Annotated in this window: 11 protein-coding genes; 5 read left to right on the top strand and 6 right to left on the bottom strand. The window is 40.3% G+C overall.

Annotated elements, in window-relative coordinates:
• The first annotated feature begins 65 nt into the window (after positions 1 to 65).
• From DC082_RS03110 to bioB, 5 genes are all read left to right on the top strand, one after another.
• Positions 66 to 662, top strand: coding sequence for a YfcE family phosphodiesterase (locus DC082_RS03110; protein ID WP_109235711.1), 597 nt, complete (start codon positions 66 to 68; stop codon positions 660 to 662).
• 610 nt (positions 663 to 1,272) lie between these two features.
• Positions 1,273 to 3,516: a ribonucleoside-diphosphate reductase subunit alpha gene (locus DC082_RS03105; RefSeq protein WP_109235710.1), complete on the top strand. Its 2,244-nt coding sequence runs from the start codon at positions 1,273 to 1,275 to the stop codon at positions 3,514 to 3,516.
• A gap of 52 nt (positions 3,517 to 3,568) precedes the next feature.
• A complete protein-coding gene (locus DC082_RS03100) occupies positions 3,569 to 4,666 on the top strand; it encodes a ribonucleotide-diphosphate reductase subunit beta (RefSeq protein ID WP_094567108.1) in 1,098 nt (365 codons plus the stop codon).
• Between the two features lie 254 nt (positions 4,667 to 4,920).
• Complete coding sequence (locus tag DC082_RS03095; RefSeq protein ID WP_109235709.1) at positions 4,921 to 5,442, top strand: hypothetical protein; 522 nt, start codon at positions 4,921 to 4,923, stop codon at positions 5,440 to 5,442.
• A gap of 239 nt (positions 5,443 to 5,681) precedes the next feature.
• Positions 5,682 to 6,710, top strand: a complete 1,029-nt coding sequence (gene bioB, locus DC082_RS03090; protein WP_109235708.1) for a biotin synthase BioB — start codon at positions 5,682 to 5,684, stop codon at positions 6,708 to 6,710.
• A 214-nt stretch (positions 6,711 to 6,924) separates the two neighbouring features.
• On the opposite strand, the gene DC082_RS03085 is transcribed toward bioB, so the two are convergent.
• The 6 genes from DC082_RS03085 to DC082_RS03060 form a co-directional block, all read right to left on the bottom strand.
• Entirely contained in the window at positions 6,925 to 8,328 is a 1,404-nt protein-coding gene (locus DC082_RS03085; RefSeq protein ID WP_109235707.1) for an NAD(P)-binding domain-containing protein, read from the bottom strand.
• Positions 8,329 to 8,992: 664 nt separating this feature from the next.
• Complete coding sequence (locus DC082_RS03080) at positions 8,993 to 10,669, bottom strand: hypothetical protein (protein WP_109235706.1); 1,677 nt, start codon at positions 10,667 to 10,669, stop codon at positions 8,993 to 8,995.
• A 461-nt stretch (positions 10,670 to 11,130) separates the two neighbouring features.
• On the bottom strand, positions 11,131 to 11,751 hold the full coding sequence (locus DC082_RS03075) for a DUF3164 family protein (RefSeq protein ID WP_109235705.1): 621 nt from the start codon (positions 11,749 to 11,751) through the stop codon (positions 11,131 to 11,133).
• 338 nt (positions 11,752 to 12,089) lie between these two features.
• Entirely contained in the window at positions 12,090 to 12,419 is a 330-nt protein-coding gene (locus DC082_RS03070; RefSeq protein WP_109235704.1) for a hypothetical protein, read from the bottom strand.
• Positions 12,412 to 12,795 carry a phage tail protein gene (locus tag DC082_RS03065; protein WP_109235703.1) on the bottom strand — a complete coding sequence of 128 codons (384 nt, stop codon included), beginning with the start codon at positions 12,793 to 12,795 and terminating at the stop codon, positions 12,412 to 12,414. The genes DC082_RS03070 and DC082_RS03065 overlap by 8 nt, the downstream gene beginning before the upstream one ends.
• An 83-nt stretch (positions 12,796 to 12,878) precedes the next feature.
• Positions 12,879 to 13,517: a phage baseplate assembly protein V gene (locus tag DC082_RS03060; protein ID WP_109235702.1), complete on the bottom strand. Its 639-nt coding sequence runs from the start codon at positions 13,515 to 13,517 to the stop codon at positions 12,879 to 12,881.
• Positions 13,518 to 13,519 lie beyond the last annotated feature (2 nt).

Genomic DNA, 13,519 nt, shown 5'->3' with positions numbered 1-13,519 from the left:
TCTGTCTGCGGAATAGAGATTTAAAGAAGATTTAAAGAAGATTTAAAGAGGCGATAGGAGAAACAATGAAAGAGATTGGACAGCCGATTAAGCAATGGGATGAGGGAGAGGATCGATTGCGTGAAAAGATCGAGGCAACTTTGAAGCCTGAAGATAAGTTATTGCTCGTTCTTTCAGATTCTCATGGTGATCTTGCAAGCGTGATCGATATTATCACTCGATGGGAGAATCGAATCTCAGCAGTGCTCTTTTTAGGGGATGGTGCCGAGGAACTTTTAGAGGCGGCATATATTTTTCCCGAGCTGCCATTTTATGGCGTTACCGGTAATAATGATCCTCATATCGCGCCTAATAATCGCCTTAATTTTCCTTTAGAGAATGTAGTAGAGATTGCCGGGAGACGAATCTATCTGACTCATGGTCATATCGCTAGCTATCGCGAAGTTGAAGCTACGGTCATTAAGAGAGCTAAAATCAATCATGCTGATATTGCGCTTCATGGTCATCTTCATATTCCGGCGGCAAAAGAGATTGAGGGCATCCAACTCTTTAGTCCCGGTGCGATTCGCTATCCTCGCGGTGGTTCTCAGAGAGGATATCTTCTTCTAAAAGTAGATGCAGAGCGCAGAGTGGAAGAGTACTTTTTTACCTTGAGAAAATAGGGTGCCAACAGTGGGGGATAGAGCGTGTTAATTGATGGTTTTTTAGCGAGTATTTAAGATCGATCTTAATCTTATAAGGGATCTTATAAGGCATCTCAAAAAGGGTTCTTGAAATAATCCTCCTTCTTTTTTGAAAAAGAGGGCGCAAATGAGAGAGATATCTTTCAGAGAGTCTGATTAGTTTATAGCAATTAGTGGTGGAGAGATAGTTTTGAATTGATCGGTAATTAGCTGATTGTAGAGACTTTAAATTGATTGCCGAGAAGTCTGTAGGCAGTAAAAAAGAGTTTTTCAAGTTATAAATTTAAATTAATTTTGTAAGTGATGAGAACCATTGAAAGAGGCTATGATTCCTATCTTTTACCCATTTCAAGTGGGCAATAGAAGAGAAAACGGCCAAGTCTTCTGCTTACGATTAAGTGATAAGAGTGGTATAGTAGTCTCTCAAATTTATCTTGAGTTTTTCTCATCATTTATTCCCATCGTTTATTAATGAGTCAAGCAATTGTTGAACAAATTTCCATCTCTCATCATCAGGTCGGAGGCGGGAATTTTTTGCTTTTTAGTGATGAGAAAAACTTAAAATTTCAAATTGACATAGGGTGCTGAGATGATTAATTACGTAGTTAAAAGTAATGGCGAACGAGAGAAGTTCGATGCCGATAAACTCAATAAATGGGCTGAATTTGCCGCTCATTATGAGGTTGATTGGAGTGCGATCGCTTTAGAGGCTTACCGTAAGTGTTATGACGGTTGCACAACGCTAGAACTACATAAAGCGATGATTGATGCTTGTGTTGAACGTGAGGATCATCAGCACCTAAAGATGGCAGGTCGCCTTTTAATTGGAACGATCTATAAAGAGGCTTTTGGCGGTTTTAAAAAGATTCCAACGCTTCCTGAGTTTTATGATCATATGGTGGCGCTTAACCATTGGGAAGCGATGGATTACACCCGTGAAGAGTTAGAGGCGCTAGAGGAGATTATCGATCACAATATCGATATCAACTATAACTACACAACGCTTCGTCAGATGAAAGATCGTTACTTGATCAGCAATCGTGTAACAGGACTCTGCTTAGAGTCGCCTCAATTTATGTTTATGGGGATGGCGATGCAAAATATGCAGAACCAACCTCGTGAACGCCGTATGGAAGATATTAAGAAACTCTATCGTTATCTGAATGAGTTAAAGATCAATACGCCTACGCCGATGTTGATTAATATGCGTACACCCCATAAAGGTTATGCTTCATGCTGTGTCTATACCACGGCAGATAATGTGAAGAGCTTAGCGGTGGGTGACCATATCGCTTATATGATGACCTGTGCTTCAGCGGGAATCGGCTCCCATCTTTTAACCCGTTCGAAAGGTGATCCGGTGAAAGAGGGGCGCGTTGTGCATCAAGGGAAATTACCCTATTATCGGATGATTCAATCGGCCGTACATGCCAATATGCAAGCATCTCGTGGTGGTTCGGCAACGGTCTATTTCAATGTGTTAGATCCTGAAATTTTCGATCTTTTAGTTTTGAAAAATCCAACAACCATCACGCAAAAACGTATTCGTGATATCGACTATGCGATGTTAGTGAATCGTTACTTTGTTGAGAAAGTGGCGCGTAATGAAGATTGGATGTTAGTAAGTCTGCTCCATGCACCAAAACTTTATGAGCTCTTCTATAGTGAAAATTATGAAGCGTTTAAAGAAGAATATGAGCGTGTCTTAGCAGATGATTCTATCGAAAAGACATTAGTCAAAGCACGTGATATTGCGATTAAATCATTAACAGAAGCGGCAGAAACGGGGCGAATCTATCTCACCTATATCGATGAGATGAATCGTCATACCCCATTTAAAGATACAATCTACTCTTCAAATCTCTGTCTTGAGATTGCACTGCCGACAAAACCTTATACCGGTATGCCTGATCTCTACTCAAGCGACCCTGAAGGGGAGATCGGTCTCTGTTCTCTCGCCTCAATAGTGGTAGGGCGTGTCTCGGAAGAGGAGTATGAAGATGTCGCTTACTACTGCGCCTTGATGATTGATAATGTTATTGAGATTATGGAGTATCCATTTGCATCACTTGAGACAACGGCAAAAGCACGTCGTTCAATTGGTGTGGGGATCACAAACCTTGCGCATGAGATGGCACTTCAAAAATTGAGCTATGCTTCAAAAGAGGGTAAAAACTACATTCACTTTATTGCTGAGCGTCACTCCTATTTCCTCCATAAAGCAAGCTTACGCTTAGCAGAAGAGAAGGGGAATGCCGCATGGATTGATCGCACGAAGTATCCGGAAGGCTGGTTGCCGATCGATACCTACAATCGTAATGTCGACAGTGTGCATACGCAACCATTGGTGTATGATTGGGAGAGTCTCCGTCAAGGAATTATTGCGCAAGGTGGTATTCGTCACTCGGTATTAGAGGCAATGATGCCGGTGGAATCTAGTTCACAATTAACAAATACGACCAATGGTCTCTATCCCATTCGTAACTTGAAAGTGATGAAGACCTCAGGAACAGGGAAGAATCTTCTACTCGCTCCCGATATGGATGAGTTAGCGCCATACTATGATATCGCTTGGAATCTTGATTCTAAGGATCTTATCGAGATGTATGCGATTATTCAGAAGTTTACTGGGCAAGCGATTAGTGCTGACCTCTACCTCAATTTACAAAATCAGCAGACGATTTCGAGCAGACAGCTCCTCTCTGACTTTATCTATATGATGAAGTTAGGTTGTAAGACCCGCTACTATCTCAACAGTGCTTCAGGCATTGTCCATGAAGGGTATGAGAAGGTAGAGGATCAGAGTTGCGCCGGCGGAGCATGCACACTTTAATTGAATAATCGACGAAGTCCTGCAAATTTCGTCGTTTTACTGGAGAAAGTTTATGCAAGATATATCAATATTTAATCAGAAGAATGATAACTGGCAAACAGGTCAGTACCCACTCTTTTTAGGTGAACCTTTAGCACTTTATGATTCGATCAATACGCCATATCCGCGTCTATTTGATCTCTATAAATTGCAAAAATCGATGGATTGGACTGAAGATGAGGTCAATCTTGAACAATCTCGCATGGACCTCCTAAACTGTTCTAAGAACAACTACGATATCATGGTCAAGACGCTCGCATTCCAATGGGAGCTTGACTCTGTAGCATCAAGAACCATTGCGCCGCTCTTTGCGCCCTTTGTGACAAACTCTGAGCTTTGGGTGATGCTTTCAAAACAGTCGGAGATGGAGAATCTTCACGCATTGACCTATTCGGAGATTATTCGTCAATGTATCTCCGATCCTCAAGAGGTCTTTAAAGAGGTGATGCGTAATGATGAAGTTCTTAACCGCTCTACAACGGTGATCGATTGTTTTGATACGTTAGATCGTTATGGTGCGCTCTATAAATTAGGGAAGATTGATCGCGACTCAAGAGAGTTAAAATCTGTCATTCTTCGTGCCTTCATTGCGCTCTACTGCTTAGAGAAGATTGAGTTTATGAGCTCATTTGCTTGTACTTTTGCACTTGCTGAGCAAAATATTTTCCAAGGTATTGCGAAACTTGTTCAGAAGATTGCCCAAGATGAGCAGGTTCACGTCATGATGGATGAGGCAGTTTTAGAGATCCTCTTTAAAGATCCTGAGTGGGTTGAGCTTCTTCATGAGAATAAGGATGCTGTCTATGAGATCATTAAATCAGTGATCGATCAGGAGTTTGATTGGAACCGTTATCTCTTTAGTGAAGGGCGCTCGATTGTAGGTCTCAATGAGATGCTTCTTAATGAGTGGGTCCTTTGGAATGCTCAAGATCTCTATCAGTTCCTCGGTTTAGAGAATCCCTATAAGCGTATTGAGAAGAATCCGCTCTCCTGGATGGATAACTGGTTCGATCTTAATAAAACGCAAAATGCTAACCAGGAGATGGATAACACCAACTATCGTCTCAATAGCGTAATGGATGATGCGGAAGATGAGATTTTTGATATCTAAATAGACGATGCTTATTCAGCCATCGATTTTATCTATCTTCATGACTTGGAAGATCCTAATTTGATTATTAGGATCTTTTTTATTGTTCTGAATTAATCTATCACTCACCTGTCATCACCTTCTCTTGTTATATATTGATTGCTTAGAAGAATATATTCTTTTATTCTATGGGAGTGATCTTTCAAGATCACTTCTTTTATTTGGGGCGATTTCCTAATTGCGGCCCTTACATTTCAGCTAAAAAGGATAGAAAAATGACAACTGATCATATTTGTCACGATATGCAAAATATCGACTCTCTCAGAGATGATGAAAAGCGTAAATCTCAAGATCAACATAAGAATAATTTTAATCTCGATCATAGCTCAAATCATCAATCAGACCATCAAACAAACCACCGACCAAACCATCAATTGAGTCACCTATCTCCCTATTATCAGCTACGAGAATCTCCTTACCAGCTCTCTTTACAGGTTGTTCCTGCTTCTGGGCGTATCGCTATTTGGTTAAGAGAGAATATGGCTCAAAACTTGAATAATGTTAATGAGCAACAAAGTGAAATCGTAGAAGAGGAGGGAAGGTCGACATTGTTCGGTTACTACTGTTGGGAAGAGGCGCGTTGGTATCATCTTAACTTGGATATCACATTCTCAAAACCAGCTTTAAGAGAGATTGAGCATTATGCCAAAGAGTATGCTTTGCGAAGAGATGCTGATTTTTCTACAAAGAGGATATTGATACATTACCTAAGCCGTTATTCAGGCTATACCCTCTAGATTAGAGAAGAAGAGAGGCATTTATAGAGTGTGCCGGCGACTCTTTGAGGAGAGTCGCTTTTTTACGAGGATTGATTAGAAGAATTTATGCTAAGAATCTATCCTCTTGTAATCGTGACGAAATGAGTAAAGAGTCACCAACAATCTTAAATAAAATCACATTTCTTCTCTATTTCCCCTATGATAGTACGGTACGTTTATATCTAAGAATGCTCTTAAGGGCTGGAGGAATAACAACAATGGAATATTACACAAATGAGTGGTCAATAGAGAAGGCATTAGCGCTCTTTGAAAAACCACTTTTTGAGTTACTTTTTGAAGCACAGACAGTTCATCGTCAAAATTTTGATCCTACCAAGGTTCAGGTGAGTACATTGCTCTCAATTAAGACCGGCAACTGCTCGGAGGATTGTAAATATTGCGCACAGAGCGTTCGTTACGATACTGGGTTAGAGCCAGAAAAACTCTTAGAAGTTGAAAAGGTTATTAATGAAGCGAAAGCGGCAAAAGAGACGGGCGCAAGTCGTTTCTGTATGGGGGCAGCTTGGCGTAATCCTAAAGCGCGTGATATGCCGATGATTAAGATGATGATTGAAGGGGTGAAATCTCTTGGATTAGAGACCTGTATGACGCTTGGGCATCTCAATGCTGAGCAAGCGGAAGAGTTAGCGGATGCCGGATTAGATTACTACAATCATAACCTCGATACCTCTCCTGAATATTATGCGAGCGTAGTAACAACACATAGCTATCAACATCGTCTTGATACGCTCGATTATGTGCGTGATGCCGGCATTAAGGTCTGTTCAGGGGGAATTATCGGGTTAGGTGAGTCTGTCCGTGATAGAGCTTCACTTTTAGTCCAGTTAGCGAACATGGGAACGCCACCAGAGAGTGTTCCGATCAATCGCCTTATTCCGATTGCCGGAACGCCTTTTGAAGAGAATCAGCGAGTCGATGATTTTGATTTTTTAAGAACGATCGCAGTAGCACGTATTATGATGCCGAAATCGATGGTGCGCCTCTCGGCTGGTCGCGAAACGATGAGCGAAGAGTTACAAGCGCTCTGCTTCATGGCGGGTGCTAACTCCATTTTTTATGGTGATAAGCTCTTAACAACGCCTAATGCGGACCAGATTACCGATAAGGAGCTCTTTGAGAAGCTCGATATTACGGCAACACATGACCCTTACAAGCCAGGGCATAATCCTCATACGGCAAAAAATGATCTAGAAGAGTCGGTCAAAAAAGCTGCTGTAACTGCTTAATATCATGGTCGTTAAGTTGCGTGATATTATCGATTGATACTGAAAACCCCCTTTAAGTGATTACTTAAAGGGGGTTCTTTATAAAGCCTCTCTACTTCTTATTTTCTTCTGATCTCAATTCTAATCTTAAGGATCAATGAGAATTATGATCATTGAGAATTTTAGATGAGAGCTCTATTGGTGAGTTTTTTGTGACTTCTATTACTTTTCACGCTCACTTTTCACACTCAACAGGTTCACCTGTTAAAGCATCTTCTTCTGCTTCAACAAACTCTTGTGCCATAAAGCCGCGATAGGAGTCATCCATAATCTCCATCCAAGGCTTTGGTAGGGCAGAGGCTAATGTGCCGGTAATTGTTGAGCTATAGCTCTTATTACGGAAGCCCATAATATCTTCCTTCTTATCTTCCTGCCATGATTTGAGGATTAATCCCTGCTCATGAACATGGAAGTCAGGATAGTCTGTACCTTTAAGTAATTCTTCAATATAGGATGCTTGATAATCGATGAACTCATGATCTGTTGAGAGCTTCTCTAAACGATCGATCCATTTCTGGCTATCTTTGCGCATCTCTTCTTTTGAAGGAAGTTTCTGCGTTCCCATAATCATGTCGCGTACAGTCCATGCTTGTGTATCAAACATGTTGAAGGTGTAGTACTGATTCTGCATTCCCACATAGAACATCTTCGGATTATCGATCAGGCAGACACCTTTATAGAGATTCTCAGGATAGATACTCTCTTTTGCAACTAAGCGAACATTATCGTGTAGGAATGGGAAGTTAAACTTAAATCCTGTACAGAGAATGACAGAGTCGATCTTCTTCTTTGTACCATCTTTAAAGTGTGCAACATCATCATCCATTCTCTCAAGAAGGGGTACTTCAGTAAAACCTTCAGGCCAATCATGACCTATAGGATTGGTACGATAACTAAAAGTGATCGATTTAGCACCATATTTGTAACATTGTGTTCCGATATCTTCAGCAGAGTAGCTACTACCGATAATTAAGACATCTTGGCCTTTAAATTCACGGGCATCTCTAAACTCATGAGAGTGAAGGACACGACCAGAACTCATCGATAAACCATCAAATCTTGGGATATTCGGCGTAGAGAAGTGACCTGTTGCACAGACAACATAATCAAACTCTTCTGTAATTAACTTATTCTGATTATGGTCCATGACAGAAACAGTAAACTTCTCTGTCTCTTCATTATATTCAACCCAACGCACCGCATGGTTGAAACGGATATATTGACGAACATTGTTCTTCTCAACACGTGAGATTACATACTCTTTCAATACCGCTCTTGGGACATAGGATGGAATCGGCTCTTTGAAATGATCATCAAATGTGTAGTCACCAAACTCGAGTGCTTCTTTAGGTGCGTTGATCCACAAGAATCGATACATACTGCCATGTACGGGCTCTCCGTTACGGTCTGTACAGGTTTCCCAATTGTAGCGCCACATGCCGCCCCAATCTTCCTGTTTTTCATAACAGACAATTTCAGGAATCTCTTTTCCTTGGTCACGTAATGTTTGGAAAGCTCTTAATTGTGCAAGTCCGCTTGGGCCTGCGCCTAATACTGCAATTCTAGTTTGTTGATTCATAAATACCTTTCTACGTTTGCCAATAACGCTTATAACAGTATCGAAAAATAAAACCTGATACAATATTGACACTTTTTTGAAAATGGTGTATGTGAATCCGCTCTTGAGCACCCACCTTAAAAGTAACCATTTTTATTAGCTTCTGTTCGCTCAGCGCCTACTTAAAATGCTTTTCGACCATTTTAAGAGGAAGAGTCATAGGGGCTTTAAGGCGATAGCTATGGGGAGTGAGCCTCTATTGAGAAAAGAGAAGAGATCTTTGTGTAGTTATATTGTAGTTTTCAGCTATAAAAAATAAAAGAGAGGCTTCAATCAGGGGAAAAACGGCAATTGATCAAATATTGATCAATAGTGATTTTTTTATCATTTAGTGAAGATTAAGAAGATCTCAAATGGCGATTTATCAGCCTTTTGCCAAAATTATTTGCAATCAGTTGAGTGCTGAAAGGGAAAAAAGAGGTCGGAGAGAGGAAGAAAAGTGATTGAAATGTATCTAGGAGATAAAAGGTAGTGAGCCATTTTCTCTCAATCGTGGGAGGTTAACCTCCTATAAATATTGCTATGTGTTGAAATTGTAGGAAAATTTTAGGAGGGCATTGCAGGTATGATAACCGCTCTATCGCTATAAAATGCTATAGAGCGGTATTGATTGCTTCAGCGCTTATTATATATTCTCTGTTAAGAGGATTGGCCAGCCATTTTTACGGGCATTAGTAATAATCGCACGATTGAGGGCAGTTCTTGCAAGAAGATAATATTTAGCAGCATTTGGGGCCATCTCTACAACAACTTGATAACTTGTTGTTGTGCCGGAGAGCAGCTGTCGTAGATAGAAGGTGATATTTTTAACGCCATTGGGTAATCCTTCTTCATAATGTTTAAATTCAGATTTGATGGCATTGACCATACTCTCTTCAATTTCAACGAATGTGAGAGGGGATTCAGGATTAGGCTCTTCCATCGTAAAGTTGAGCGTTAAGCTATAACCTCGGGAGAGATTGCTAAATTTAAGCTTATAGAACTCTGCTGTTGGCATCACAATGGTAGAGCCATCATGATCGAGATAGATCGATTCTGGAGTCTGTCTTAATACTTTGATGATACGTTTATCAGGAAGAAGCAAGATGTCATTTTTCCGACTCGGGAACCAGAGTTCATCGGTGATTGTTTCGCGAGAATAGAATTTATCGAGGAGATCGATGGTGACACGTACCGTGCCATTATCGAGAAGTGGGTTGGTGAGATAGACATAATTGAGGCTGATCTTTTTAATCTCCCATGGAATGTCGCCATAGATAATTCTTTCTCCTTCTCGCGCCTGACCGAGGTTGAGGAAGATCCGTAACTTTTGTAGATAGAGTGGGAATTTCGCTCTAAAGCTGACAACAAGCATCAAGAGAGCGAAGACCACAATCCCAAAGAGCATGAGATTGCCACTCGTATGGAGAATAACAAGAAAGATCGTTAAGGTAAGGAGGAAGTTTGCCGCTTGCAGTAAAAGCATCACAAAGCGCCATTTGAAATCGAGGGTTCGCTTTCGATCGCGCTGTTGATAGTTTGAGTAGAGAAGGATGATCTGTCTAAAGAGATAGTAGAAGATAAGTGATGCGGCCGAAGCAATAACAATGGTGATTCCCTCTTCTGTAATAAAGTGCCAGAGGTTGTCCCAAAGTTTGACCAGAAATGGACGATTATCGGTGAGGTCTTGCAGCTTTAGATCTACAATATTCTTCTGATGTTCTAAAGATTTAATCTTATCGGTCCATTGCTCTTCGATCTTAGTAATCGCAGCGAGTGATTTAGGATTGAGATCTTCCCGATCGATACTCTGTAGGGTATTGAGCCCAAATTGAGCAAGTTCAATCTTTTTTGCCAGCTCACGTGTATCTTCAATTAAGAGATCTTTAGTTCGCGCTTTTTCAGTTGCCCGTTGCATCTGTGCAAAGAAGGGTTGCAAAATCTGTAATACTTCCTGTTGCCAATCATAATTGATTTGCGCTTCTGCTTCCGGCGCTATCTCAGGTTCATTAAAGAGGGAGAGGTCAATTCCTCCAAGAGCTGTCTGCTCGAAGAGTGCATTAAATTCTTTCTGTTGATGCATTAAGGTTTGGAGGCGTTGATTGAGATCTGCTACCTCCTCTTCAGAGAGCGCTTTATCTTTAAGCTGCTTTTGGAGAGCTTTCTTACGCTCAATAATATCATCGAGTTTGAGCTCAATATCGTTGAGTTTTTCTGTCCGCTCTTCTAAGGGGGTATCTTCCGCCATCGAGAGGGAGGTCGCCATTGAAAAGAGGAGAAGAAGGGTGAAGAAGAGGGTGCGGATTTTAAAATGGATGGTCATATATTTATCCCTATTGCATAATCTTTGCGAACTGCGCACTTCCACATTAAGTGAAGGGGCTCATCAGGTCAATAGCCCCATCTTATCAGCCTTATGATTATGTTGTTGTGAATAATATATTAAGGATTGATTTTGCACTCTTTTAATTGATGGTAATGATATTTTTATTGGAGTTATTATCTTAACTGTTTTGACTTTATCGATAGCTTTTGTTGATCCTCTATTTAATATATTAATTATTTTTAACTTAAAGAGCATATTGAAATAGATCATATATTGAATGAATTACTTAAATAGTAGTTAACAGCAATAGTTGCGTTCTTGTAAGCTCGTAAAATTTTTGGCATATTCTCGTAATTTGATTGGCATAGCCAATTTATGAAGATTGTAACAGATTTGGCACAAATTAAGCCCTGAATGCAGGGCTTTTTTATTGTGTTTAAACAGTGGTTAAATGCTGTTTAAAGTTTGGAGAAGTCGAGGACGATTTGTCTATATTTACCTAATTCATCTTTTTTATAGATACGAATGTATTCACTGGAACCAATAATTTTGATTGAATCGTTAATAGCATCCATTGCTTTAAGCCACTTCTCATCTTTAATATCGAGCGATCTTAAGCTTAAGACGTTACGAACGTTAATAGATCCAGCTTTATCGACACTGAATGCTCGATTAATAAGCGCCATGATCTCATCAGATGCACCATTAGACCAACTGAGAATACACTTATCAATGAGCTCTTTAGCGATCATGAGACGATTATTAAAGTTAATATGATCAGCAACTGAATACTGAATGCGATACTCGCCATTAAATGCATATAGGGATGCACCACCTTTAGAACCTTGAATAACCGTGTCATACTCGGTAGCGCTGAGTTCGATGAACTCTCTAACTTCATTGAAGATCTTCTCTTTAAACTCAATCCCTGCCTGCTGGTACTCTTCAGCCAATACGACGAGCTTGCGAACGGTCTGATCTTCAAACTTATCGAGCTCTTTTACTGCTGGTTCTGGAACAAGGTTCCCTTTGGGATCTTTCCAATATCTTTTACCGTCTAAAATAACGATATGATTCATAATTATTTCCTTTTTATCTATTAACTGATAATATAAAGTTGGATTTTTATTTAACTTTTATAAGTGATCTATAGAGGCGTAGCTTTAGGCGCTTTTTCTTGCTATTAATTCTTTAAGTGCAGCACTATTCTTTTTCGCCATATCGCGCTTAATAATGGGATCTATAGGCCGCTTTCCAGTTGTTAATGTTGTTAGACTATTAATCCAAGAGCCTAGCTCCATCAGCGCTAAATTAGAAATGAACTCTGTATCCAGCCCTGATTTTGCTAAGGTGAAGATAGCTATTTGAGTCCATTCCCGACGCTCTCTTAATGTTGATTGATGGGTACTACTCTTTGTTATTGGGTAGGCTCTGAGCGCTTTTTTCTTAAATTCATCTCCGCATCTAATAAGATCGTAAACTCTTCAGAGGCTAGATTTAAAATCTCATCTACGGTAAGTTTCTGGCCACCCACTCTTAATGTTTCCGATAGTGTTACAGCTCTTTCAATTGTAAAACGCTCTGTTTCGGGTAATTCATCGAGATTGGGATATTCACTTAAGAGGATATTGAGAGTATTCATTTCTCCTCTGATCGTTAACAAGCGCAACTCAAAGTCATAATGAAGATTGCCATCTTTATCTGCATAGCCGTAGAGTAGCTTTCCTGTTTCTTTTAAATTACTCATTGATCTCTCCAAATGCGAAACCTGTGACTGATACTGTTGCCTCACCTTCTGCACTGGATGATTCTGCGGTTGTTTCTACTGCAAAATCCCGCAATGTTTTACGGCGTGAAGGATTATCTAATGGCCAATAAGTAAATTTGCTTGCTGTAATTTTTGCCCAATCAATATCTTGGCTACCATCGATGAGGATAGGAACATCAAAGTTCAAATCAAACGTTGCAATACCCTTTGCGTATCCGAGAGAACGGCCTTTCGAGTTCATCGTATTGACTCTTCTTCGACCTGTGTTTACATCATATTTGAAATTGATCGCTTCAATCTCAACTCCATCAATCTCTATAACAACCGAGCCCACGTAACGTGCGTTCTTAGACATCTTTAATCTCCTCTTGATTACAATTCAATAACGCCATCATAGATAGATATAAGAAGCACGAGAGCCTGCGGGGCTTCAGGATTTTAGGAGGGCTTGTCAGATTCTCCAGTAGGTGTTGGATGCGTATGATTATTAAAGCTTTTACCGGCAACGATCACATCCTCATCTGCGGTTACTTTCGATTTCACTTCTAACGGCATATTAATCGTGGCTGTTGCGCCTGAAGCACTGCCCCCACCTGCATTTAATGCACCATTAAGATTGATCACAGGTGCTGTAATCGTTGTAGATTGAGTTGCGTTAATCTCGATATCATCAGCAGTTCCAGTGATCTTTGTTGCTTTGAGATTGATCTCTTTGGCATTAATATCGATAATGTTTCCTTCCTTTAACACAATGGTTGATCCATGTGAGCTATATAACGCCACTTCACCAGGTTTCAGTGCTGCAAGCCTGTAATTGCCGTTTTCAGTCGCAATAATGACTGAATGACTTGTAAGCCCATTGAGCGGCACAACAATCACATTGGTGCCTGCGGGTGGATTAGAAGTAAAGCCAAAGTGTTGGTAGAGCTCAACATCTTGCAGCGTTTCATCCGATAAGCCTGATACTTGATGTCTTTGAATATCGGCACTGCTATCGCTACTATTGAGAATCCCACGGAACGGAGATCTGATATTATTAAGAAGCTTCTGTACTTCCTGTTTCATTCTATTAAGCATAA

Origin of the sequence: Ignatzschineria indica (assembly GCF_003121925.1) — a bacterium.
GTDB lineage: Bacteria > Pseudomonadota > Gammaproteobacteria > Cardiobacteriales > Wohlfahrtiimonadaceae > Ignatzschineria > Ignatzschineria indica.
Note: the sequence above shows the minus strand (reverse complement) of the source record. Positions and strands in the feature narration are given on the sequence as shown.